Origin of the sequence: Streptomyces sp. NPDC014889 (assembly GCF_043081205.1) — a bacterium.
In the GTDB taxonomy this organism is placed as follows: Bacteria; Actinomycetota; Actinomycetes; order Streptomycetales; family Streptomycetaceae; genus Streptomyces.
Map to the genome: position 1 here is coordinate 169,983 of NZ_JBIBWH010000003.1, position 21,554 is coordinate 191,536.

Consider the following 21,554-nt stretch of genomic DNA (forward strand, 5'->3'; position numbering starts at 1 on the left):
TTTAAAGCTTGTTGGGGAGGCAGCGATCAGGTGGCCCGAGGCGGTGGCCCCTCAGTGCGGCGTGAGCCGGGGGACTCCGGCCGGGGGCGGCCCGGTGAGCCGGTGGTACGCCTTGTTCGCGATGCGCCACCTCCCCTCGGACCGCACCAGCAGGAACACGTCGGTGAAGGTGTCCGGGCCGTGTCGGAGGGTCATGGACGCGGTGACTACGGTGCCGTGGACGTCGATGGTGTCGATGCGGCGGGTGCGGGTCGGTTCGTCCGTCGCCGGACGGCAGTCGAAGAGTGCGCAGTACTCGTCCAGGCGCCATGACACGAACGCGCCGTCCCGGATGCCCTCGATGTGGGCCGTGGGCAGGAACGCCTCGCGGAAGTGGGCGGGGTCGCCGGTGGCGTGGCCCTGGATGTAGCGGCGCAGCGGTTCGAGTACGGCGTCGTCCACGGCGGGAAGCGTGGCGGCGACGGCGATGTCGGCCTCCGGATCGGCGGGGACGCCGGCCAGGTCGGCCGCGCTGCGCAGGGGGCTGTTCGACGCGGCGGCCAGGAGCGCCATGTCCTTGGCCAGCGCGCCGATGGTGAACTCCCCAGGGGCCGTGGTCGTGGTAGACCCGTCGGCGAGGAAGGTCCGCTTGCGGGTGACCAGGCCGCCGAGCTGGCCGAGTTCGAGGACGTCCAATACCTGGGTGCGGGGCAGGTCCAGGGCATCGGCCTGCCGCAGTGCGTCACGCAGGGCGAGGACGGCGCCGGCGAGGCTGCTGTTGGCGATCAGTTTGAGCGCCGCGGCAGTGGCGGCGTCGTCGACGGGTCGCACGGTGCCCAGCGTTCGCAGGACTGGTTGGACCCGGTCCAGTGCCGCCTGGCCGCCGGCGGCGAGGATCCGCAGGGCGCCCGCGGTCACGGCCGGTACGGAGCCGAGCACGGGTGCGTGGACGTAGCGCGGGCCGAGCCGCCGGGCCAGTGTCGTGGCCTCGGCGGGGGCGATGGTGCTGGTGTTCAGCACGATCGCGTCCGGTCGCAGGGCGGGGCGTACGCGGTCGACGACCTCTTGGCACGCCTGGCCGTCGAACAGTGCGAGGAGCGTGATGTCCGCCCTCGCCACGGCGTCGTTCGGGTCACGGGTCGTCTCGAAGGCCCCGGCGGCCTGACGACCGGATCGTGTCCAGCCGACGACGTCCCAGTTCTGCTCGGCGAGTCGGGTCGCGATCGCGGTGCCCATGCGGCCCAGGCCGAGCACAGCGACGGTGTGGGGTGTGGTCATGCGTCCGAGCCTCGGACACCACGAGGGCTGCGACAAGCGCAGATCTCGCAGGGCTGCTCTGCGGGATATGCATACCGACGGGCATACTTGCGGGCCATGACGCTCACTTCATGGCGGACCTTCGTGACGGTGTGCCGGCTCGGGTCGCTGTCGGCGGCGGCCGACGAGCTCGGCTACACGCAGTCGGCCGTCTCCCGGCAGATCGCCGGGCTGGAGCGCGAGCTCGGCGTGCCGCTGGTGGAGCGGCACGCGCGTGGTGTGCGGCCGTCGCCTGCCGGAGACGTGTTCCGCCGTCACGCGACGACCGCGCTCACCGAGGCCGACCGGGCGGTCCGTGCCGTGCGGGGCCTGCGTGACGGGGCGCCGGCCCGGCCCCTGGCCGTCGGTGCGACGCCGTCCCTGGCCGCCGGGATCGTGCCCGTGGCGATACGCCGCCTGCTGGACACCGCCGGCCCCGTCCGGTGGAGCCTGTCGCCCGGACTGAGCCTGGAGCTGTACGACCGTGTGGTCTCGGGCGACCTGGACGTCGCCGTGGTCACCGACGCGCCACCGGGGCTGCCCGACGACCCGCGCCTCGAACGACGGTTCCTGGGAATGGACGAGATGGTCGTCGTGCTGCCCTTCGGCCACCCGCTGGCAGGAGGCGCCCCGGTGCGTATCCAGGCCCTGGCCGACCAGACCTGGGTGGAGGACAACGAGGGCTCGGCGGCGCTGCTGCGCCAGCACGCCGCCCGCGCCGGGGTGACCGCCCGCATCGACCTCGCCGCGGCCGATCTGCCCGGCAAGCTGGCGCTGGTCGCGACCGGCCACGCCATCGCGCTGATGCCCGGGGTGCTGGTGGGCGCGCTGCGGGCCGATGTCACCGCGGTGGCCCTCGTGGATCCCCCGACCCGCGGCATCCATACGCTCACTCCACGCCGCGACCCGCACCCTCGCTCGGCGCCGCTGCTCGACCTTCTCGTGACAGCCTTCGGCGCGAGTCGTCCGGCGCGGGCCGCGCACCGGCAGGCTGAGACGGACGCCCACGACGAAAGGGACTGAGTCCGCTCGCCTCCGGCCCGCTCAGACGGTTCCGGCGGGCTCGGCGGGTTCGGTGGACGCGGCGGGTTCGGCCGCCCCGTGGCACTTTCCGTACGCCTCTCCCGAACCGCACCAGCAGTGCGCTCCGCGCTGCGGTGGCCAGGCCACCGCGCGGCCCCGGGCCGCCAGGGTCGTCGCGTACTGGGGCAGGAGGGCCGGGTCGGACGGGGAGGCGGCCTCCGAGGCGGCGAAGGCCTCGTAGGAGGGGACCGTGCCCGTGACGATGCCCAGGTTGGGGGTTCCGGAGGAGGCCAGTTCGCGCAGGGAGGCCTCTATCGTCGCCAAGTGGGCGTCGTGGGAGGGGTATTCGGACGTCAGGCCGTCGTAGGCGGTGAGGAGTTCGGACAGTTCCTCCGCCGGCCAGTGGAGGACCGCCACCGGGAAGGGGCGGGAGAGGGCGGCGCGGTAGGCGCCGAGTTCGGCGCGCAGGCGGGTGATCTCCGCCTTCAGTTCGGCCGGGTTCTCCGAACCGAGGGACCAGACGCGCTTCGGGTCGTGGAGTTCGTCCAGCGGGACCGGGGAGGTGTGCAGGGTGTCGGCCAGCATGTCCCAGTCGTCGTGGACCGCGCCCAGCATGCGGCGGACGCGGTGGCGGCCGAAGAGGAGGGGGTGGGTGTCGCGCGGGGGCGCCTGGGCCTCCGCGAGAAGAAGCTCCACGCCCTGGGTGAACGTCTCGTGTGCTGCTTCGAGTTCGTCGTGAGTCTCCAGGGACTCCGCCACGATCACCCAGGGCGCCGGGTCGCGGGGCGCCGCGGAACGGACGCCCTCGATGATCGCTCTCGCCTCCGCCTCGTGGCCGTACTCCCAGAGGTTGGCTGCCTTGAGGGCCCGGACCAGGTAGGGCTTCTCCAGGGCGGCGGAGGACAGCAGACGGTCGTAGAGGGTCGTCGCGGCGGGGCGGTCCCCGGACAGTTCCCAGTGGGCCGCGGCCTGGAGGAGGAGGGCCTCGGCGTCCTCGGGGTACAGATCGGCGGTCCGTTCGAGGCGGGCCGCTTCGGTGGCGTGGTCGGCGTCTTCGGCGGGCGTGGCGGGGCGCATGGGGGACACCGTACTGCCGCAGAGTGACAAAGGTGAGGTATCTGCAGGCCAGGGGACCCCGCCAAGGCAGGGCCCGGCCCCCGCCCGCTCATGCCCCCAGGCCCGGCCCCCGTCCGTACGCCGCCGTGCCCACCTTCCTACGCCCCCGCCCCGCCCCCGTACCACGTCCCTACGTCCGCGCCCTCACCCCCGTTTCCGCTCCCGCGACACCCCCACGCCCACCGCGCCCGCAAGCGCCAGTCCCGCCGACATCACCATCGCCACGTCGGCGCCCCGGGCCACGCTGCCCGTCGACGTCGCGAGGGCGATGGTCAGGGCGACTCCGGCGCAGGAGCCGATGTAGCGGAGGGTCTGCTGGGCGCCGGAGCCCATCGCCGCGCGCTCCGGCGGGACCGACTCCACCGACAGCAGCGGCAGCGCGGCGTTCAGCAGGCCGGCGCCCACGCCGCCCAGCAGCAGGCCCGGCAGCAGGCGGAGCCAGGAGCCGGAGCCGATCGCGCCGAGCATCGTCAGGGCGCCGGCCGCGTGGAGGACGAAGCCCACGACCAGTTGCCGGCGCGGCGTCACCCGACCCGCCAGGCGCCTGGCCTGGAGGGCCACCGCGAAGCCGGTGCCCGACCACAGCAGCAACAGCCAGGCGGTGGTCATCGGCGACATCCTCAGCGCCTGCTGGAGCAGTGCGGGCAGGAAGCTGAAGAGGCCGATCACCGCGAGGCCGGTGAAGAGGCCGCCCGCGGAGGAGGCCAGGAAGCGGGGGCGGCGCAGCAGGGACAGGTCGATCATCGGCGTGCCGGTGCGGCGCTCCAGCAGCACGAAGAGCCCGAGCAGCGCGACGGCCGCCGCGAGCAGCAGTCCCACCGGCGCCCGCAGCCAGCCGTCCCGGCCCAGGGTCAGGGCGGCCACGAGGGCGACCAGGGCCAGTCCGAAGGCCAGTGCGCCGAGGACGTCCGGCCGGCCGCCCCTCGGCGCGCGCGACTCCGACAGTGTGCGGGTGCCGAGCGCGGCGGCGACCAGGGCGGCGGCGCCCAGGACGGCGTAGGCGGCACGCCAGTTCGGCAGGGCGCCCGTGACGAGCGGGCCGACCGCGATGCCGCCGGTCACGAAGGCGCCCCAGACACCGGTCGCCTGGAGCCGGCCGCGCGGGGTGGGGAAGGCGTGCACGAGCAGGCCCAGGCTGCTGGCCAGCAGCGCCGCGCTCGCCCCGCCCTGGGCGATACGGGCCAGCGTGAACTGCCAGGTCGTCGTCGCCAGGGCGCCCAGGACGGTGGTCAGGCCCAGGGTCAGTGTGCCGGCGAGGAAGATGCGGCGGCGCCCGTAGTCGTCGGCCAGGCTGCCGGCGATCAGGAGGAGGGCGGCCAGCCCCAGCGGGGTGCCGTTGAGCAGCCACGCCTGGGCGGAGACGGGAGTGTGCAGGGCGGCCGCGGTGCCGGGGAGGGTGATGATCGGCGCCGTGTACGTCATCAGGGCCACGGAGGTGGCCGCGCTGGTCACGGCCAGGGTGGCCCGGGGGTGCGGGGGCCCGTCCCGGCGCTTGAGGCGTGGGGCGGCGGTGCGGGTGGTGGTGCCCGCTGCCACAGGGGTCGCGGTGGGGGTCGTGGGGGAGTTCAGCCCGGTCATGGGCCCGTCCTTCCGAGGGGCTGGGCGGAGAAAAGGCTATGAAGGTTCGGTCATTGAACCGACCTACCTCCTGAACCGTAACACCTTGAGGTTCGGTCATTGAACCAAGTTCTCGGAAAGTGGCTACAGTGGACGGCATGGCACTGGGCAAGGACTACGCGACGCAGGAGTGCTCGATCGCCCGCGCGCTGGAGATCATCGGTGAGCGCTGGACGCTGCTGATCGTCCGCGACGCGCTCTACGGGGTCCGGCGCTACAACGACTTCCTGGTCCACCTCGGCATCCCCCGCGCGGTCCTTGCCGCCCGCCTCCAGACGCTGACGGCGGAGGGGATCCTGGAGAAGCGGCGGTACCAGGAATCGCCGCCCCGGGACGAGTACGTCCTCACCGAGCGCGGGATCGCGCTGTGGCCCACCCTGCGGGCGCTCGGACTGTGGGGGCGCGAGCACTTCACCGAGGTCCAGCTCCGTTGCTTCCGGCACGCGGAGTGCGGCACCGAACTCGGGCCGTACGGCGAGTGCCCGGCCTGCGCAACCGTCGTACCGGTCGAGGACGTCCTCATGGAGCCGGGACCCGGACTCGATCCGGACCCGGTGGATCCGGTCGGCCGGGCCCTGCTCAAGCCGAGGCGGCTGCTGCAACCGCTCGACATCGATCCTGTATAACGAGATGGCGGGACAACGGGACAACGAGTCAACGACATGACGGGCAACGAGCTGTAGGCGCCGGAGCGCCGCACGCTCACGGGAGGGAGCCGACGTGATCAACACCCGCGTCGCCACGCGTCCCTCCGCCGTGCCACTGCTCCTGTCTCTCTTCCTGCCCCTCGTCGTCCTGCTTCCGTTCGCCCTGTCCGGCGCCGGAGGCCTCTCGGAGACGGTGGCCGTCGCGCTCGCCGCGACCGCCGCGGCCGGTTCCGCGCTCGTCGCCTGCGCCGTGCTCGCCTCCCGCTGCGCGCCCGCCGTGCCGCCCACCCGAGTGCGTACGGCCATCAGGGACCGGGACCGCCGTACGGCGTTCCTGCCCCAGCGCGATCCCGACGCCGAGGGCCGGCCGCGGCCCAGGGCACCCGGGCACGCCCTCCCGGCGACCACCGTGCAGGGCACCGTGCACTCCACCCAGTGACCCCGCGCGGGTCGTCATGCCGTCATCCCCGTACGCCATTCCCGTACGCCCGGCACGACGAGACCCCCGGAGGGCTCACTCATGTCCGTTTTCGCCGGCCTGGTCGAGCGGCTCGCCGACCTGCTCCAGCCGCTGTTCCACGCCTCTGCGGCCGCCGCCGCGATCGTCCTGTTCACCGCTCTCGTACGACTCCTCCTCCACCCCCTCTCCCGGGCCGCCGCACGCGGGCAGAAGGCGCGGGCCGCGTTGCAGCCGAGGATCGGCGAGCTGCGCGAGAAGTACCGCAAGAACCCCGAGAAGCTGCAGAAGGCCGTGCTGGAGCTGCACGCCGAGGAGAAGGTGTCGCCGCTGTCGGGCTGCCTGCCCAGCCTGCTGCAGATGCCCGCCTTCTTCCTGCTGTACCACCTGTTCTCGAGGCCGGACGCGGACGGCTCCGGGCTGCTCGGCCACCGGCTGCTGGCCGCGCCGCTGGACGGGCGGTGGGCCGACGCGCTGGCCGGGGGCGGGGCGTTCGGGGCGGCCGGGGCCGTGTATCTGGGGCTGTTCGCGGTGGTGGCCGTGGTCGCCGCGGTCAACTTCGTCCGGGCGAGGAAGTCCCTGGACACGACGGATGTGGCGGGTATGGCGGGCGTGAGCCGCGGGGCCGCGGGCGCGGTCGGCAAGGCCGTGCCGTACATGTCCTTCTTCACGTTGGTCACCGTGGCGGTGGTGCCGCTGGCCGCCGCGCTGTACGTGGTGACCAGTACCGCGTGGAGCGCGGCCGAGCGGTTCCTGCTGTACCGGTGAGCGCGCGGGCCCGGCCGTCGTCCCGGGCGGGGCTACGGTCCAGTACGTGAACGCGGTCTTGCGGAGTGCGGGTTGACCTTGGACGATCGACCAGTCCTCCGATGGTCGCGTCCGCCGCACCCAGGTCGCCCTCATCGGCCGGGCGCCCGCGATCGAGGGAGTTGGACACATGAAGCTGCTGCGAGTCGGTACGGCGGGTGCGGAGCGGCCCGTGCTGCTGGACGCGACCGGGGTCCTGCGGGACCTGTCGGGCATCGTCCCGGACATCGACGGCGCGCTGCTGGCCGACGACGCGGCACTCGCCCGTATCCGCGAGGCCGCCGCTGCGGGGGAACTGCCCGCGCTGGACGGGACCGGGCCGGATGCGTCGCGGATCGGGCCGCCGGTCGCGCGGATCGGCAAGGTCGTGTGCATCGGGCTGAACTACCACGACCACGCCCGTGAGACCGGCGCCGAGCCGCCCACCGAGCCGGTGATCTTCCTCAAGGCGCCGGACACCGTGGTCGGGCCGAACGACACCGTGCTCGTGCCGCGCGGCGCCGCCAAGACCGACTGGGAGGTGGAGCTTGCGGTCGTCATCGGCCGCACGGCCCGCTACCTCGAGTCGCACGAGGAGGCGCTCGCGCACGTCGCCGGGTACGCGGTGGCGCACGACGTCTCCGAGCGGGAGTTCCAGAACGAGCGCGGCGGGACCTGGGACAAGGGGAAGAACTGCGAGACGTTCAACCCGCTCGGGCCCTGGCTCGTCACCGCCGACGAGGTCCCCGACCCGCAGGCGCTGCCACTGCGCCTGTGGGTCAACGGCGAGCTGAGGCAGGACGGGTCGACCGCCGACCAGATCTTCCCCGTCGCCGAAGTCGTGCGCTACGTCAGCCAGTTCATGACCCTGTACCCCGGTGACGTCATCAACACCGGGACGCCGGCGGGGGTGGCCCTCGGGCAGCCCGAGCCGAAGCCGTACCTGCGGGCCGGGGACGTGGTCGAGCTGGAGATCGAGGGGCTGGGCCGGCAGCGGCAGCAACTCAAGGACGCGTAGCGCTCCGCGGGTCGGGGCCGGGGACGCGTTCCTCGTCCCCGGCCCGCTCACGCCAGCAGGGAGGCCAGCCGGCGCCACTCCTCCCGGGGCAGGGCGTCGCGCGGGCCGTCGGTGACCACCTGGAGTGCCACGTGGTCGGCGCCGGCCGCGCGGAACGCCTCGATCCGTTCGCGGATCCGGGAATCCTCGCCCCAGGCGAACACCGCGTCGATCAGGCGGTCGCTGCCGCCGCCGGTGACGTCGGAGTCGGTGAAGCCTAGGCGCAGGAAGTTGTCGGTGTAGTTCGGCAGTTCCAGGTAGGGGCCGAGGTACTCGCGGGCCACCGCGCGGGCGCGGGCCGGGTCGGTCTCCAGGACGACCTTGAACTCCGGTGCCAGCAGCGCCGTACCGCCCAGGATCTCGCGGGCCTGCGCGGTGTGGTCCGGCGTGGTCAGGTAGGGGATCGCGCCGGCCGCCCGGTCCCGGGCGAGCCGCAGCATCCGGGGGCCGAGGGCGGCCAGGGCGCGGCGCCCGGCGGGCACACCGCCCTCGCCGGACCGGTCGAGCTCGTCGAGCCGGTCCAGGTACTCGACCATCGTCGAGTACGGCTTCCGGTACTGCTGCACGCGCGGGCCGTGGCTCACTCCGAGCCCGAGCACGAAGCGGCCCGGGTGGGTCGCCTCCAGCGCGGTGAACTCCGCCGCGCTGTCGGTCGCGTCCTGCTGCCAGACGCTCTGGATGCTGGTGGCGACGACGATCCGCCCGGTCGCCTCGATCAGCGGGGCGGCGTTGCGGGCGGTGCTGTTGCCGCCCAGCCAGACTGCTCCGTAGCCGAGTTCCTCCAACTCGGCCGCTGCCTCGGCGAGTTCGCCGCGACGGGCCGCGTTCTCCGAGCGGAGCCCGATGCTCCAGATGCCGTACCGGCCGATGGCCTCCGGCAAGGGGCGCGCGGGGCCTGTGGTGTCGCTCATCGCTTCCGATCCCTCCGGACGGGGTTGCAGTCCCTCGATCGTCACGTGTCCGGCGGGTACCCGCGGGAGGGCGTCCCGCGACGGCATCCGGCTTCCCCCGAGAGCACTAACGGTGCTCCGGGACCGCTCCTGCGGCCATGATCGCCGGCAGGCCGGTGGGGCTGCCCCCTGATGCCCGGCACGCTTCTCCTCGGCAGCGAGGGTCTCTCCAAGCTCTGTCTCAAGGACCGCACCGTCATGGCGCTCGTCCAGGCCGCAGTGGAAGAGGGCGTGCGTGTGGCCACCACGGCCATGACCACCCTCGAAGCCGACTACGAGCGGATCCATCCGGCACGGACCAGATGGGTCCTCTCCCGCATCGACGTCCACGACGTCACCAAGAAGATCGCCGACCAGGCCGCCGAACTTCTGCGCTCTCACCACCTGCACGGACACAAGTACGCGATCGACGCCGTCCTTGCCGCGATCGCCCGCACGGCACCCCGGCCGGTCACGGTTCTCACGTCCGACCCCGAGAACCTCACGTTCCTTTGTGGACCGGCTGTTGAGGCGGTCAAGGTCTGAGGCAGGTCCCGAACAGGCCTGAGCTCACCTCATACCCTCGCCAGGAACCGTTCCAGCGCCTCCACCACCAGCCGGTGGTCCTCCAACTGCGGCAGGCCGGAGACCGTCACCGCTCCGATCACGCCCGCGCACTCGACGTGCAGGGGGAACGAGCCGCCGTGGGCCGCGTACACGTCCGGGTCGAGGCGGGAGGAGGCCTCGAAGCTCGTGCCCTTGGCCCGGAAGCGGGCGCCGACCAGGTAGGAGGCGCTGCCGTAGCGCTCCACCACGCGGCGTTTGCGGGCGATCCAGGCGTCGTTGTCGGGGGTCGAGCCGGGCAGGGCCGCGTGGAAGAGCTGCTGGCCCGCGCGGTGGATGTCGACGGCGACCGGGGCCTGCCGCTCCCGCGCCAGTTCCACGAGGAGCGAGCCCAGCGTCCAGGCGTCGTCGTACGTGAAGCGGGGGAGAACCAGACGGCGTTCCTGCGCCTCCAGTTCCTCGATGCCCGGCGTGTCCGTGGGGGTCGAGTGCGCGTCGTTCGTCACAGCGGCACCGCCACGCCGTCGCGGGCCGAGCGGCGGGCCGCCTCCAGGACGTCCAGGGCGGCGGCGGCCTCCTGGGCCGTCACCGGGTTCGGGGCGCCGTCGCGCAGGGCGGCGGTCACGGCCGCGTAGTACGCCGGGTAGTCGCCGGGCAGGGTCGGTACGGGGCGGCCGCCGCCGGTCAGCGGGGACTCGCCGGAGCCGACGCGGCCCCACAGGGCCTCGTCCTCGACGCCCCAGCCGTCGGTACCCGGGCGCGTGCCTTCCCGCAACGCGGCCTCCTGCGGGTCCAGGCCGTACTTCACGTAGCCCGCCCGAGAGCCCAGCACCCGGAAGCGGGGGCCGAGTTGGGCGGCCGTCGCGGAGACGTGGAGGTGGGAGCGGACACCGCCCGCGTGGGTGAGCGCGATGAACGTGTCGTCGTCCGCCTCGGCGCCCGCGCGGCGCACCACCGACTCGGCGTACACCTGGGTGACGGGGCCGAACAGCACCAGGGCCTGGTCGACCACGTGGCTGCCGAGGTCGTACAGCAGACCTCCGATCTCCGCGGGGTCGCCGGACTCGCGCCAGCCGCCCTTCGGCTGCGGACGCCACCGCTCGAAACGGGACTCGAACCGCCATACGTCGCCCAGCTCGCCCTCGGCGACCAGCCGGCGCAGGGTGAGGAAGTCGTTGTCCCAGCGGCGGTTCTGGAAGACGGACAGGAGCAGTCCGCGCTCGTCGGCCAGGGCGGCGAGGTCACGAGCCTCGGCCGCGGTCCCCGCGATCGGCTTGTCCACGACCACCGGCAGGCCCGCGTTCAGGGCGGCCGCGGCGAGCGGGACGTGCGTCTTGTTCGGGGAGGCGAGGACGACCAGGTCCAGCTCGCCGGCGCGGGCGAACAGCTCGTCGGGGCCGGCGGCGAGGCGGACGTCCGGGAACTCCGCGCGGGCCTGTTCCTGCCGCTGCGGGTTCGAGGTGACGACCGTGTCCAGGGCCAGGCCCTCTGTCGCGGCGATCAGCGGGGCGTGGAAGACCGAGCCGGCGAGGCCGTAGCCGACGAGGCCGACGCGGAGGGGGGTGGCAGTCATGGTCCTACTTTCGCAACGCTGTTGCCGAAGTGCAAGCGCCGGGCAGAATGGGTGGGTGAGCAGTACCGGGTGAGCAGCGCTTTGTGAGCAGTGCTTGGTGAGCAGTGGGAAGGGCGGAGCGGACGCGGTGACGGTCTCGGGAGTGACGGGCAGGGCAGCGGCGGGGGCGAACCTGCTCGCCCTGCGCAGCCACAACGCCGCGCTGGTGCTCGATCTGCTGCGCGGGGCGGGCGCGGAGGGGATCAGCCGGCTGGAACTCGCAGAGCGGACCGGGCTGACCCCGCAGGCGGTCAGCAAGATCACGGCACGGCTGCGGCAGCAGGGCCTCGCGGCGGAGGCGGGCCGGCGGGCGTCCACGGGCGGCAAACCGCGCACGGTGCTGCGGCTGGTGCCGGAGGCGGGGCACGCGGTGGGGGCCCACGTCGACCGCGACGAACTCCGCGTGGTCGTCGTCGACCTGAACGGCACGGTGACCGGCGAACGCCGCTGCCCACTGGACCTCGGCGCGGGCGCGGAGTCCGTCGTGTCCACGGTGGCCCGCGAGGTGGAGGGGCTGGTGGGGGAGGCGTTGGGGGGCGGGACGGCGGAGGCCGTGTCGCTCGTCGGGGTCGGTGTGGCGTTGCCCGGCCCGCTTGATCATCGGCGGGGCGTGTTGCATCGGGTGACCGGGTTTCCGCAGTGGGACGGGTTCCCGTTGCGGGACGCGCTCGCGCGGCGGCTCGGGATGCCGGTCGTGGTCGACAAGGACACGAACGCGGCGGCGCTGGGACTCGCGGTCGCTGGGGAGGGCCGTTCGTTCGCGTATCTCCACCTGGGTACCGGGCTCGGGGCCGGGCTGGTGATCGGGGGGAGCGTGCACCGGGGGGCGCGGACGGGGGCGGGCGAGTTCGGGCACCAGGTGATCCAGTTGGACGGGCCGTTGTGCGGGTGCGGGGACCGGGGGTGCGTCGAGGCGCTGTGCCTGGCGGCGGTGGAACGGGGGGAGACCGCGGAGGCGGCTCGCGTGCTGGGGGCCGGCGCCGCGAACCTCGTCGGCCTGCTGGACATCGAGTCGGTGCTGCTCGGCGGCCGTACGGTGGCGGCGGCGCCGGAGGTGTTCGCGGCGGGCGTGGCCGAGGTGCTCGCGGCGCGGGCCCGGCGGGAGGGCTCGCCGGGCGACGCGGTACCGGTCCGGATCGCGCCGGGAGGGGAGCGGGGGGTCGCGGAGGGCGCGGCCCAACTGCTCCTCGCGCCGATGTTCGGCCGGGGGGACGGCTGAGGGTCGGGGCGCCCGACGTATTCACGCCCGCCCGCCGCCGCCCCCGCCCGCCGCTGCCCCCGCCCGCCCCTCACTCGGCCCCGCGCCCGCACGGCCCCGCGCCCGCACGGCCCGCCCGTCTCCGGGGCCGATCGGGCGGACTTGTGGGACCGTTCGAGGCCGTGCCGGGGTGGCTGACCTGCCGGCGTCGGCCCGTCCGGCACGGTCATGTGTTCATGCGCCCGTGCACGTCCCTGTTCCTCTGCCTCGCCGCAGCCGTCGCCCTCCCGGCCCTACCGGCCCACGCCGTGCCGGGGCCCACCTGCGCCGGGCCGGACGACCGCCGGTTTCCGATCACCAGCCGGATCCATGGGGGCCCCGACACCTACCGGGCGGGCGGCGGATACGGCGTCTTCCTCATCGACCTGACCAACACCGCCTCCCGCACCTGCGCCGCCATCCACCCGGTCGTGGTGCTCGTCGACACCAAGGGCGCCCTCGGGGCCGACCAGGCCCACATGGAGTTCTACGACGGCTCCGAAGCGCATCCGGTGTCCTTGGAGACCACCGACCAGCAGGAACTCGTCGGTCCCTTCGACGCCGGGCTGCCCGGCTTCACGGTCGGCCCGGGCGAGACCGTCACCGTGACCGTCCGGCTGGCCATCACGTCCGACGCCGTCGCCGACGAGGTCACCGCGACGGCCGCCGTGGTGCAGCGGCACGACGACGACGGGGACTGGGTCGGCCAGTCCGACGACTACGCGTTCCGCATCGAAGCTGATCCCGAGGACACCGGCACCGGACCGCACCACCGGAGGCCGCACGGCGGCCCCCACGCCCCCGGCGACCGCGTCCCCGGCGCCGGGGAACTCGCCCGCACGGGCCAGGACATCCCGCCAGGAGCGCTCACGGTCGCCGCCACGCTGCTCGCGGCCGGCGCCACCCTGACGCTGACCCGCGGACGCCGGCGGCCCTGAGACGCAGGGGCCCGGCGTCTCGCTGCGCAACTTCGGACAGATATGGGTCAGCGGCCGCGCGGTCGGCGAGGAGCTCGACACCGCCCTGCGCGCCCGGGAGCTGTGGGAGGAGATCGGCGACCGCGTCCCCGCGCTGGGCTTCCGCGCCAACGGCTCCCTGACCCCCGTGCGCGGCGACCTCGAACGCGCCGTCGCCGAGGCCGCCGTGGCCCGCCCGGAATCCGCCGTCCGCGGCCGCGAGCTGCTGACCCCGGACGAGGCCCGCGCCCTCAACCCCGCCCTGCGCGGCGCGTTCGACGCGGCCCTGTACTGCGAGCGCGACGCGGCCGTCGAGCCGCGCACCGCGCAACTCGCCCTGCGCGCCGAACTGCTCAGGCACCCGAACTACACCTTCCTGCCCGGCCGCGAGGTCCGCGACGTCGTCGGCGAGGGCGCCGTCCGCGACGACCACGGCGACGTCCACACCGCCGACGTGGTGGTGCTGTGCACGGGAGCCTGGCTCGGCGGACTCGTACGGGAACTCGCCGGCCCCGCCCTGCCGGTCCGCCGCGTACGGCTCCAGATGATGCAGACCGACCCGCTCGGCGAGGGCGCCGGGGACCGGGGCGACGAGGCCGCCGTACGCCCTCTCGAAGGGCGGGCTGCTCGTCGCCAACGGCGACGTCCAGATGAACTTCGCCCAGGCCAGGACGATGCCCGATCTCGGCATCCGGTTCCCTGCCCGGCAGGGCGGCAGGCCGACCATGTTCGCGAACGGCATCGACAAGAACCTCACGGACCACGTCGAGGCGTGGAAGCAGGCCACCGGAAGCTGAACCGGCCACCGGCCACGGGCAAGATCCGGCCACTGGCTAGGCTGGACTCACGCAAGCGCGCGTACGGCAGGAGGCCGAAGCACATGGCAGACCGCAAGCCCATCGAGTCGTGGCTCACCGACATGGACGGTGTCCTGATCCACGAGGGTGTTCCGATCCCCGGTGCCGACGCCTTCCTGAAGAAACTGCGTGAGTCCGGCCGGCCGTTCCTGGTGCTGACCAACAACTCCATCTACACCCAGCGCGACCTGCACGCCCGACTGCAGCGCATGGGCCTGGACGTGCCGATGGAGAACATCTGGACGTCCGCCCTGGCCACCGCGCAGTTCCTCGACGACCAGCGGCCCGGCGGCAGTGCCTACGTCATCGGCGAGGCCGGCCTGACCACCGCGCTGCACGACATCGGCTACATCCTGACCGACCACGATCCGGACTTCGTGATCCTGGGGGAGACCCGGACGTACTCGTTCGAGGCCATGACGAAGGCCGTGCGGCTGATCAACGACGGTGCCCGGTTCATCGCCACCAACCCGGACAACGTGGGCCCGTCCGCCGAGGGCGCCCTGCCCGCCACCGGCTCGGTCGCCGCCCTGATCACCGCGGCGACCGGCAGGAAGCCGTACTTCATCGGCAAGCCCAACCCGCTGATGATGCGCGCCGGGCTGAACGCGATCGGGGCCCACTCGGAGACCTCCGCCATGATCGGTGACCGCATGGACACCGATGTGCTCGCGGGCCTTGAGGCCGGGATGCGGACGTTCCTGGTGCTCAGCGGTGTCACGCAGGCGCACGAGATCGACCGCTACCCGTTCCGGCCGTCCCACGTCGTCGACTCGATCGCGGACCTCGTCGAGCGGATCTGAACCCCTCGTCCGTGGACCGCTTCCCGTCCACAAACCTCTCCTCACCCGTTCGGAGCAGCGCGGATCCCCAGCGGATGCGACGCGGGCCCGTCGGGAGTCTCCTGATGGCGGAGGTTTCACGATGGGCCCATTGCGCCTCACACTCTGCACGGGACTTCTGGCGGCCGCGGCACTCGTCGCCGCGGCCGACGCGGCGGACGGGACGGGCACGGGCGGCCCGCTCCCGCCCGGTACCCCGGCGGCCCCCGGCGCCCTCGCCGCCGTAGCGCCGTCGAAGCCGCCAGCGGCCGCCGCTCCCCCGAGCCCGCCACGCACGCCACCCGCACTCTTCATTCCGGCCACCCGGACCCCGGCCACCCGGACCCCGGCCACCCGGACCCCGGCCACCCGGACCCCGGCCACCCGGACCCCGGCCACCCGGACCCCGGCCTCCCGGACTCCGGCCCCCCGCACCACCGGGGCCACCGCCGCCGCCACCGCCACCTCCGCACCGGCCGCTCCGCCCGCGCCCGGCACGGCGCACGCGGTGACCGGGCTGGTGCTCGCGGGTGCCGCCGGGGCGGCCGTCCTCCTTCCCCGGGCGCGCGGCCGTCGCGACCGCGGATCGCACTGAGGGCGGGATCGGCATGTCCGACCACGACGGCACCCCCTCCCGCTCCCGCTGCACCGGGCGCCTCCTGGCCGGCCTGGCCTGGGTGGTGCTGCTGCTCGGCCTGTGGCTGTGGGGACGCGATCTGACCGACGTACGCGAGTCCCTGGCCCCGTCGGCCACCGGGGACATGGCCGCGGCCGGCCGGCCCGCCGCAGACCGGCCGTCCGCGGCGGCCGCCCCGCTGACCGACGCCCCGCCGCGGCGCCTGGACATCCCCGGCCTGGGGCTACGGGCGCCCGTGGTGACCCGCGGCCTGGACGCGCGCGGCGCCGTCGAACCGCCGCCGCCCGAGCAGTCCGGCACGGTCGCCTGGTACGGCGCCGGGGTGAGACCCGGGGCGTCCGGGACCGCGCTGCTGGTGGGCGACCTCGGCGCCGGAGGCAGGCCCGGGGCGTTCGACCGGATCGGCTCCCTGCGGCCCGGCGAGGCGGTCCGGGTGGTCCGCGACGACGGCAGCGTCGCCGACTTCACCGTCGACGACGTCACCGTCCTGCCCCGCGGCCCCCTCGACGTCCGGCAGGCGTCCGGAGCACGGCAGCCGGGCCGCGCCGAGCTGCGGCTGATCGGCTGCGGCGGCGGCACCGGCAGCACCCACGGCACCGGCAAGGAGAGCGGCGGCTGCACCGCGAACGTGGTCGTGTCGGCGTACCTCACGAGCACCGGCCGATGAGCCCCGGGGCCTCTCGACGACCCTCGGACGACCGGTGAGCTGTGACAGCATGGGACCCGGCCGAACGCACCAAGGGGGATGGCATGTACGGCATGAGGGGGGCCCTCTCGCGTGCCCGTGCGAGGGGGGTCCGGGCGTCCGTGGCGGTGCTGGGGGCGGCACTGCTGGCCGCCGGGTGCACCTCCGGGGGCGAGGACAAGGACGACGGCGCGGGGATCACCCAACAGCCCAGGGAGGCGGACCCGTTCTGGGTCAACCCGGACAGCAGGGCGGCCCGTCAGGTCACCGCCTACCTCAAGTCGGGGAAGACGGCCGAGGCCGAGCAGATCCGGAAGATCGCCGGGCAGCCGACCGGCGAGTGGATCGGCCCGGAGAACCCCGAGCGTGAGGCCCGCGGCTTCACCGAGGCCGCCGACAAGGCGGGCCGCACCGCGCTGCTCGTCCTCTACAACATCCCGCACCGCGACTGCGGCCAGTACTCGCAGGGCGGCGCCGCCGACGGGGCCGCCTACCGCGCCTGGGTGGACGGCGTGGCCCGGGGCATCGGCGACCGTTCGGCCACGGTGGTCCTGGAACCGGACGCCCTGCTGCACCTGGTGGACGGCTGCACCCCGGAGGAGTACCAGGACGAGCGTTACGACCTGCTCAAGGGCGCGGTGGAACGGCTCGAGTCCCTGAAGAACACCAAGGTGTACGTGGACGCGGGCAACGCGGGCTGGGGCCGGCCCGACCAGATCTTCGAGCCGCTGCGCCGCGCGGGCGTGGACCGGGCCGACGGCTTCGCGGTCAACGTCTCCAACTTCTATTCCACCGAGGACTCCCTCGCCTACGGCAGGCAGTTGTCCGACAAGCTCGGCGGCAAGCACTTCGTCGTCGACACCAGTCGCAACGGCAACGGCCCCTACGAGGGCGGGGATCCGGGCGAGCGCTGGTGCAACCCGCCGGGCCGCGCCCTCGGCGAGACACCCACGACCAGCACGGCCGACCCGCTCGCCGACGCCTATCTGTGGGTCAAGCGGCCCGGCGAGTCCGACGGCACCTGCAAGGGCGGCCCGAAGGCGGGGGACTGGTGGGCCGACTACGCGCTGAAGCTGGCGAAAGCCGGCAAGTAGAGGCGCCGGAACGTGCACCGGGGGTGCCCTCCAGGACGGAGGGCACCCACGGTGCACGTGGGGCTACGGAACCTTCACCCACTGCGCCCGACTGGGCGTCCCCTGGTCGTCGTCGACGAACAGCATGTACCAGCCCGACTGCACCAGGTTCCGGCCCTTCGGCACCGTCACCGTGATCCTGTCGCCGGACGTGGTGAAGTCCAGCGCGATCGAGCGCTGGTCGACGTCCGTGACGTGCGTGGAGGCACTCGGGCGGATCAGCCGGACCTTCCTGACCGTGCCGGCGTGCTGTGAGGTGAACGTGCCGGAGGCGCCCCGGGCGATCGTCTTCGGACCGCCCGACAGGGAGGGCCGCGCGTCCCGGTACAGATACGGCGGTGTGTAGATCTCGACGCGCTGCTCGAACGTGCCGGGCTTGGTGTTGCCCTTGTCGCCGTAGAGCGAGTCGGAGCCGAAGAACATCACCCGGCCGTCCGGCAGCAGGATCGAGCCGGCGTGGTAGTTGCGGCCCACCAGCGGGTCGGCGACCCGCTTGAAGGTGCTGGTCCCCGGGTCGTAGAGCCGGGCCTGGAGGATGTTGGAGTCGCCCCGGCCCCGGTAGTCCCCGGAGCCGCCCGAGACCAGGACGGAGTCGTCGGGCAGGATCGAGGACTGCGGGTAGCGGGTGCCCTTCTCCAGCGTCGGACCGTCGGTGAAGCGCGGGTTCCTGGCCTTCAGGTCGATGATGCGGGTCTTGTCGCTGGCCAGTTCGGACTCGCCGACCCCGCCGCCGCCGATCACCATGAACCGCTCGTCCTGCGCGGGCGGCAGCAGGACCGTGCCGGAGGTCTCCATCATGTCGGCGTCACTCAGGCCGGGCACCTTGGTGAACTTGTTGCTGTCCACGTCCCAGACGCCCGGGTCGCGGCCCACGTCGGCCGGGCCGTACCCCGCGTTGGAGCCGGAGTAGAACAGCTTGCCGTTCTGAAGCAGGAACAGCGCCGGGTAGGTCGGGAACTGCCGGACCTTCGGCGTGTACGTCCACTTCCTGGTCCCGGGGTCGAAGACCTCGTTCTTGCCCGGGACGAGCTGGCCGATGTCGTCCAGACCGGAGACGCTGAGGATCCTCCCGTCGCTCAGGGTGGCGAGCGTCGGGTACCAGCGGGCCTCGTTCATCGGGTCGACCTTGATGTACTTCTCGGCGACCGGATCGAACTCGTAGGCGTCCCGGATTCCCTGGAAGTCCTTCTTGTCCAGGGCGAGCTTCTCCGCGATGCCGTAGGTGTTGCGGGCGTCTTCGCCGGACAGGCCCTGGATCCGGTAGTTGTCCTGGCTGCCCGTCTCGTACCGGGCGCCGCTCTTCTGCGCCTCGACGTAGATGCGGCCCAGGCCCGGGGTGTTCCCCAGGAACCGGCCGGCCTTGTCGAAGTTCTTCTTGGCGCGCGGCACCAGCACCGGGTCCTTGGAGACGAACGTCCTGCCGTTCGCCTTCCCGGTGAACGTCGTGCCCGCGGGCAGCGTGATCGGCTTGTCCGGGTTCTCGTTGTGGACGATCATCAGACCGCCGGCCTTGGTGACGTCGCCCTGGAGCTTCTCGTAGCGCTTGGTGCCGCCGGCGATCAGGATGTTGCCGTCGGCGAGCTGGGTGTGGCCCGTGCAGAACAGGTCCTCGGGCGTGGGCACCTTCTTGACCGTGCCCTTGACCGGGTCCCAGACACGGGTGTCGAACCGCCTGGCGTCGAAGTTCTTCTTGTTGTTGCCCGAGCCCGCGACCATCAGCACCTTGCCGGTGTGCAGCAGCACGGCGTGGATGGTGTTCTGCCGGTACTCCTCGGGGAACTCGACGATCTCCCAGTGGCCGTTCCCGGCCTTGTACTCGGGCTTGTTGATCTTGTACTCGTGATAGCGCTCCGTGCCGAAGCGGTAGAGCCACGGCCCGTTCATCCCGGCCAGAGCGGCTACCACCACCGCGCCGATCCCGAGCCGTCGGGCGCGCCGGAGGCCGGACTGGTTCCTCATTCCTTACGTCCCCCCAGCCCGCCGAGGGCGATCTCCATGGTGTGCTCGCCGGTCGTTCCGTCCGTCCCGGCCCAACTCGGCCCCTGCTGACCCGCGCCGCCCGGCGCCCCTCCCGGCGGTGCCTCCTCCACCGGGACCGGCATCCCCTGGGCCGGGGCGTGCGCCGGGTGCGCCGGGGCGGCGGCCGGCTGAGGAGCGGCGGCCGCGGACGCCTGCCGGCGCCTCTCCTGCCGCAGGCTCCACCGCCAGACGAGGATCGGTGCGGCGGTGACGAGCATGGCGAAGATGGCCCAGGTGATCATCGCCGGGTGGGAGTGCCCGAGGGCGAAGCCCGCGACGAGCGAGCCGCCGAAGACCAGGATGAAGAACCAGTGGATGCGGAACGTACCGAACAGCGTGTCGGGGCTCGCCGACTCGCCCTTCGGGGTCACCACGAACTTGCTCTTGCGGCGCAGCACGGCGTCCATCAGCGAGCGGGCGTAGACCGGCGCCGACAGCGCCGACATCATCATGCCGGCCACCCCGCCGGAGCCCTCCGGCTCGTGCGGGGAGACGTTGTGGCGGCGGTTCCAGACGTACAGGCCGATCTGGAGCGCGGAGGCGTTGCCGTACAGCATCAGCCACACGGTCGGGTCGATGTTCACGCCCGAGGCGCCGAGGCCCAGGAACAGCGCGCAGCTCAGCGCCGCCAGGATCCAGTTGAGGGCGGACATCGGGTAGAAGATGATCATCATCGTGTAGTTGAAGAGCCTGCCCGCCGGCAGCGTGCCGAAGCCCTTCCAGTACTGCTTGAGGATCGTCTCGTAGGTGCCACGCGACCAGCGGAGCTGCTGGGTGAAGAAGTCGGTCCAGGCGTTCGGGCCCTCGCCGACCGCGAGCACGTCCGGGGTGTACACCGACTTCCACTTGCGGCCGGTCGCCGGGTTCTTGGCGCGGTGCATCTCGAAGCCGGTGGCCATGTCCTCGGTGATCGAGTCGTACAGGCCGCCGATCTGCTTGAGCGCCTTGATCCGCACGGCGTTCGAGGTGCCGACGAACATGGGCGCGCCGTAGCGGTTGCCGGCCCGCTGGATCAGCGCGTGGAACAGGAACTGCTGCGACTCGGCCGCCTTGGTGACGAACGTGTCGTAGTTGCCGTAGACCTGCGGGCCGATGACGAAGCCGACGTCCGGGTCGCGGAAGTAACCCAGCATCCGTTCCAGGTAGTTGGGCAGCGGCACATGGTCGGTGTCGACGGACGCGAAGAAGTCGTACTCGTCGCCGTGCGCCTGGAGCCAGGCGTTGTAGTTGCCGTGCTTGGTCTTGGCGCGGTGCGGGCCCTTGGCCTGGTTCCAGCGCTCGACGCCCTTGCGGCTGAAGTGGTGCACGCCCAGGCGCGCGCAGACCTCCTTCACCTCCGGGTCGTCGCCCTCGTCGAGCAGCCAGACGTGCAACAGGCCCCGGTGGCGCAGCCGTACGGCGGCCTCCAGGGTTCTGGTCACCATCTCCAGCGGTTCCTTGCCGGGCACGAAGGAGGTCAGGAACGCGACCCGCGTGCCGGTCTGCGGCACCACCGGGACCGGGTCGCGGGCGACCAGGGTGGCGTGCGCGTTGGACAGCACGTTCATGCAGCGGAAGAACTCGATCAGGCCGATCGCGACCAGCATCACCATGTCGAGCGCCGGCAGGAAGTCGTAGGCCGGGTGGTCGCGTTCGGTCCAGTGCCCCGGCTGGAGCAGCCAGGCCAGCAGGACCAGCGACAGCAGCGGCGCGGCGGCGAGCATGAGCGCGACCCGGAAACGGTGCGGCTCCTGCGAGATCAGCGAGCGGTACCGCACCGTGTACGGCTTGTCGGGATCGGGTTCGGTGAGGGGGCCGGCGAGCCGGCTGTAGTGCTCGTAGTCGTATCTCGGCAGGGACTTCTTGATTCTGCGGAAGGCCCCCGTGGTGGCGGTGCGGTGTCCCGGCACTTTCAGCCGGGTCGTCTCAGAAGGATCGGATTCGTGCCGGGCGCCCGTCGGCGTCGACGTCATGACTCATCCCCCCCACACGCATGCGAGCGCGTGTTCGTCGGTTCCTTCGCCCGTTCGAGCCCCCCTCGGCCCGTCACGGACGTGTGCGTGCCGGCCGCGCGTCACCAGTCGTCGGTCCCACCCCTGAGACACGGCGTCACGGCCCACCGGATGCACGGCCGCCCCCCACGGAGG

Annotated in this window: 20 protein-coding genes and 2 pseudogenes; 14 read left to right on the forward strand and 8 right to left on the reverse strand. The window is 73.0% G+C overall.

From position 1 onward, the window contains the following. Window positions 1-51: 51 nt before the first annotated feature. Window positions 52-1,293 carry a nuclear transport factor 2 family protein gene (locus ACF09J_RS06890; RefSeq protein WP_392304319.1) on the reverse strand — a complete coding sequence of 414 codons (1,242 nt, stop codon included), beginning with the start codon at window positions 1,291-1,293 and terminating at the stop codon, window positions 52-54. Between the two features lie 60 nt (window positions 1,294-1,353). Between ACF09J_RS06890 and ACF09J_RS06895 the strand changes: the two genes are divergently transcribed. Then, window positions 1,354-2,298 (forward strand): LysR family transcriptional regulator, encoded by a 945-nt coding sequence (locus ACF09J_RS06895; protein WP_392304320.1) that lies wholly within the window; start codon window positions 1,354-1,356, stop codon window positions 2,296-2,298. 21 nt (window positions 2,299-2,319) lie between these two features. Here ACF09J_RS06895 and ACF09J_RS06900 read toward each other — a convergent pair whose 3' ends face one another. Both ACF09J_RS06900 and ACF09J_RS06905 read right to left on the reverse strand, forming a co-directional pair. Beyond that, complete coding sequence (locus ACF09J_RS06900; RefSeq protein WP_392304321.1) at window positions 2,320-3,375, reverse strand: SEC-C domain-containing protein; 1,056 nt, start codon at window positions 3,373-3,375, stop codon at window positions 2,320-2,322. A 183-nt stretch (window positions 3,376-3,558) separates the two neighbouring features. Next, entirely contained in the window at window positions 3,559-4,992 is a 1,434-nt protein-coding gene (locus ACF09J_RS06905) for an MFS transporter (protein ID WP_392304322.1), read from the reverse strand. A gap of 137 nt (window positions 4,993-5,129) precedes the next feature. Between ACF09J_RS06905 and ACF09J_RS06910 the strand changes: the two genes are divergently transcribed. The 4 genes from ACF09J_RS06910 (at window position 5,130) to ACF09J_RS06925 (ending at window position 7,939) form a co-directional block, all read left to right on the forward strand. After that, entirely contained in the window at window positions 5,130-5,657 is a 528-nt protein-coding gene (locus ACF09J_RS06910; RefSeq protein WP_392304323.1) for a winged helix-turn-helix transcriptional regulator, read from the forward strand. A 94-nt stretch (window positions 5,658-5,751) separates the two neighbouring features. Then, entirely contained in the window at window positions 5,752-6,117 is a 366-nt protein-coding gene (locus tag ACF09J_RS06915) for a DUF6412 domain-containing protein (protein ID WP_392304324.1), read from the forward strand. An 81-nt stretch (window positions 6,118-6,198) separates the two neighbouring features. After that, window positions 6,199-6,903: a YidC/Oxa1 family membrane protein insertase gene (locus tag ACF09J_RS06920; RefSeq protein WP_392304325.1), complete on the forward strand. Its 705-nt coding sequence runs from the start codon at window positions 6,199-6,201 to the stop codon at window positions 6,901-6,903. 169 nt (window positions 6,904-7,072) lie between these two features. Continuing rightward, complete coding sequence (locus tag ACF09J_RS06925) at window positions 7,073-7,939, forward strand: fumarylacetoacetate hydrolase family protein (protein ID WP_392304326.1); 867 nt, start codon at window positions 7,073-7,075, stop codon at window positions 7,937-7,939. Between the two features lie 47 nt (window positions 7,940-7,986). Here the strand turns inward: ACF09J_RS06925 and ACF09J_RS06930 are convergent, their stop codons facing one another. Beyond that, a complete protein-coding gene (locus ACF09J_RS06930; protein ID WP_392304327.1) occupies window positions 7,987-8,889 on the reverse strand; it encodes an LLM class F420-dependent oxidoreductase in 903 nt (300 codons plus the stop codon). A 171-nt stretch (window positions 8,890-9,060) separates the two neighbouring features. Between ACF09J_RS06930 and ACF09J_RS06935 the strand changes: the two genes are divergently transcribed. Next, window positions 9,061-9,453 (forward strand): type II toxin-antitoxin system VapC family toxin, encoded by a 393-nt coding sequence (locus ACF09J_RS06935; protein WP_392304328.1) that lies wholly within the window; start codon window positions 9,061-9,063, stop codon window positions 9,451-9,453. Window positions 9,454-9,482: 29 nt separating this feature from the next. On the opposite strand, the gene ACF09J_RS06940 is transcribed toward ACF09J_RS06935, so the two are convergent. Together ACF09J_RS06940 and ACF09J_RS06945 are read right to left on the reverse strand one after the other, a co-directional pair. Continuing rightward, on the reverse strand, window positions 9,483-9,977 hold the full coding sequence (locus ACF09J_RS06940) for a heme-degrading domain-containing protein (RefSeq protein WP_392304329.1): 495 nt from the start codon (window positions 9,975-9,977) through the stop codon (window positions 9,483-9,485). Next, window positions 9,974-11,044 carry a Gfo/Idh/MocA family oxidoreductase gene (locus ACF09J_RS06945; protein ID WP_392304330.1) on the reverse strand — a complete coding sequence of 357 codons (1,071 nt, stop codon included), beginning with the start codon at window positions 11,042-11,044 and terminating at the stop codon, window positions 9,974-9,976. Before ACF09J_RS06945 ends, ACF09J_RS06940 begins: the two co-directional genes overlap by 4 nt. 94 nt (window positions 11,045-11,138) lie before the next feature. Between ACF09J_RS06945 and ACF09J_RS06950 the strand changes: the two genes are divergently transcribed. From ACF09J_RS06950 to ACF09J_RS06985, 8 genes and pseudogenes are all read left to right on the forward strand, one after another. Then, the gene (locus ACF09J_RS06950; protein ID WP_392304331.1) at window positions 11,139-12,302 is read left to right on the forward strand and encodes an ROK family protein; all 1,164 of its coding nucleotides are present in this window, start codon (window positions 11,139-11,141) and stop codon (window positions 12,300-12,302) included. A 215-nt stretch (window positions 12,303-12,517) separates the two neighbouring features. Beyond that, a complete protein-coding gene (locus ACF09J_RS06955) occupies window positions 12,518-13,258 on the forward strand; it encodes a hypothetical protein (RefSeq protein WP_392304332.1) in 741 nt (246 codons plus the stop codon). A 40-nt stretch (window positions 13,259-13,298) separates the two neighbouring features. Continuing rightward, window positions 13,299-13,892 (forward strand): annotated as a pseudogene (locus tag ACF09J_RS06960) (NAD(P)/FAD-dependent oxidoreductase); the annotation flags it as partial. Then, window positions 13,891-14,073: pseudogene (locus ACF09J_RS06965) on the forward strand (2-aminoethylphosphonate ABC transporter substrate-binding protein); the annotation flags it as partial. The pseudogenes ACF09J_RS06960 and ACF09J_RS06965, both read left to right, overlap by 2 nt. Before the next feature lie 83 nt (window positions 14,074-14,156). After that, window positions 14,157-14,936 carry an HAD-IIA family hydrolase gene (locus ACF09J_RS06970; protein WP_392304670.1) on the forward strand — a complete coding sequence of 260 codons (780 nt, stop codon included), beginning with the start codon at window positions 14,157-14,159 and terminating at the stop codon, window positions 14,934-14,936. A 130-nt stretch (window positions 14,937-15,066) separates the two neighbouring features. Next, window positions 15,067-15,549 carry a hypothetical protein gene (locus ACF09J_RS06975; protein ID WP_392304333.1) on the forward strand — a complete coding sequence of 161 codons (483 nt, stop codon included), beginning with the start codon at window positions 15,067-15,069 and terminating at the stop codon, window positions 15,547-15,549. 13 nt (window positions 15,550-15,562) lie between these two features. After that, window positions 15,563-16,258, forward strand: a complete 696-nt coding sequence (locus ACF09J_RS06980; protein WP_392304334.1) for a sortase domain-bontaining protein — start codon at window positions 15,563-15,565, stop codon at window positions 16,256-16,258. A gap of 83 nt (window positions 16,259-16,341) precedes the next feature. After that, window positions 16,342-17,370, forward strand: a complete 1,029-nt coding sequence (locus tag ACF09J_RS06985; RefSeq protein ID WP_392304335.1) for a glycoside hydrolase family 6 protein — start codon at window positions 16,342-16,344, stop codon at window positions 17,368-17,370. Between the two features lie 63 nt (window positions 17,371-17,433). Here ACF09J_RS06985 and ACF09J_RS06990 read toward each other — a convergent pair whose 3' ends face one another. Both ACF09J_RS06990 and ACF09J_RS06995 read right to left on the reverse strand, forming a co-directional pair. Next, the gene (locus ACF09J_RS06990) at window positions 17,434-19,368 is read right to left on the reverse strand and encodes a galactose oxidase-like domain-containing protein (protein WP_392304336.1); all 1,935 of its coding nucleotides are present in this window, start codon (window positions 19,366-19,368) and stop codon (window positions 17,434-17,436) included. Further along, entirely contained in the window at window positions 19,365-21,380 is a 2,016-nt protein-coding gene (locus ACF09J_RS06995) for a glycosyltransferase family 2 protein (RefSeq protein WP_392304337.1), read from the reverse strand. Before ACF09J_RS06995 ends, ACF09J_RS06990 begins: the two co-directional genes overlap by 4 nt. Between the last annotated feature and the right edge of the window lie 174 nt (window positions 21,381-21,554).

Coding starts and splice junctions, on each gene's coding strand:
- ACF09J_RS06895 (WP_392304320.1), top strand. CDS start 1,354: ATGACGCTCACTTCATGGCGGACCTTCGTGACGGTGTGCCGGCTCGGG.
- ACF09J_RS06900 (WP_392304321.1), bottom strand. CDS start 3,375: ATGCGCCCCGCCACGCCCGCCGAAGACGCCGACCACGCCACCGAAGCG.
- ACF09J_RS06905 (WP_392304322.1), bottom strand. CDS start 4,992: ATGACCGGGCTGAACTCCCCCACGACCCCCACCGCGACCCCTGTGGCA.
- ACF09J_RS06910 (WP_392304323.1), top strand. CDS start 5,130: ATGGCACTGGGCAAGGACTACGCGACGCAGGAGTGCTCGATCGCCCGC.
- ACF09J_RS06920 (WP_392304325.1), top strand. CDS start 6,199: ATGTCCGTTTTCGCCGGCCTGGTCGAGCGGCTCGCCGACCTGCTCCAG.
- ACF09J_RS06925 (WP_392304326.1), top strand. CDS start 7,073: ATGAAGCTGCTGCGAGTCGGTACGGCGGGTGCGGAGCGGCCCGTGCTG.
- ACF09J_RS06930 (WP_392304327.1), bottom strand. CDS start 8,889: ATGAGCGACACCACAGGCCCCGCGCGCCCCTTGCCGGAGGCCATCGGC.
- ACF09J_RS06935 (WP_392304328.1), top strand. CDS start 9,061: ATGCCCGGCACGCTTCTCCTCGGCAGCGAGGGTCTCTCCAAGCTCTGT.
- ACF09J_RS06945 (WP_392304330.1), bottom strand. CDS start 11,044: ATGACTGCCACCCCCCTCCGCGTCGGCCTCGTCGGCTACGGCCTCGCC.
- ACF09J_RS06955 (WP_392304332.1), top strand. CDS start 12,518: ATGCGCCCGTGCACGTCCCTGTTCCTCTGCCTCGCCGCAGCCGTCGCC.
- ACF09J_RS06970 (WP_392304670.1), top strand. CDS start 14,157: ATGGCAGACCGCAAGCCCATCGAGTCGTGGCTCACCGACATGGACGGT.
- ACF09J_RS06980 (WP_392304334.1), top strand. CDS start 15,563: ATGTCCGACCACGACGGCACCCCCTCCCGCTCCCGCTGCACCGGGCGC.
- ACF09J_RS06985 (WP_392304335.1), top strand. CDS start 16,342: ATGTACGGCATGAGGGGGGCCCTCTCGCGTGCCCGTGCGAGGGGGGTC.
- ACF09J_RS06990 (WP_392304336.1), bottom strand. CDS start 19,368: ATGAGGAACCAGTCCGGCCTCCGGCGCGCCCGACGGCTCGGGATCGGC.
- ACF09J_RS06995 (WP_392304337.1), bottom strand. CDS start 21,380: ATGACGTCGACGCCGACGGGCGCCCGGCACGAATCCGATCCTTCTGAG.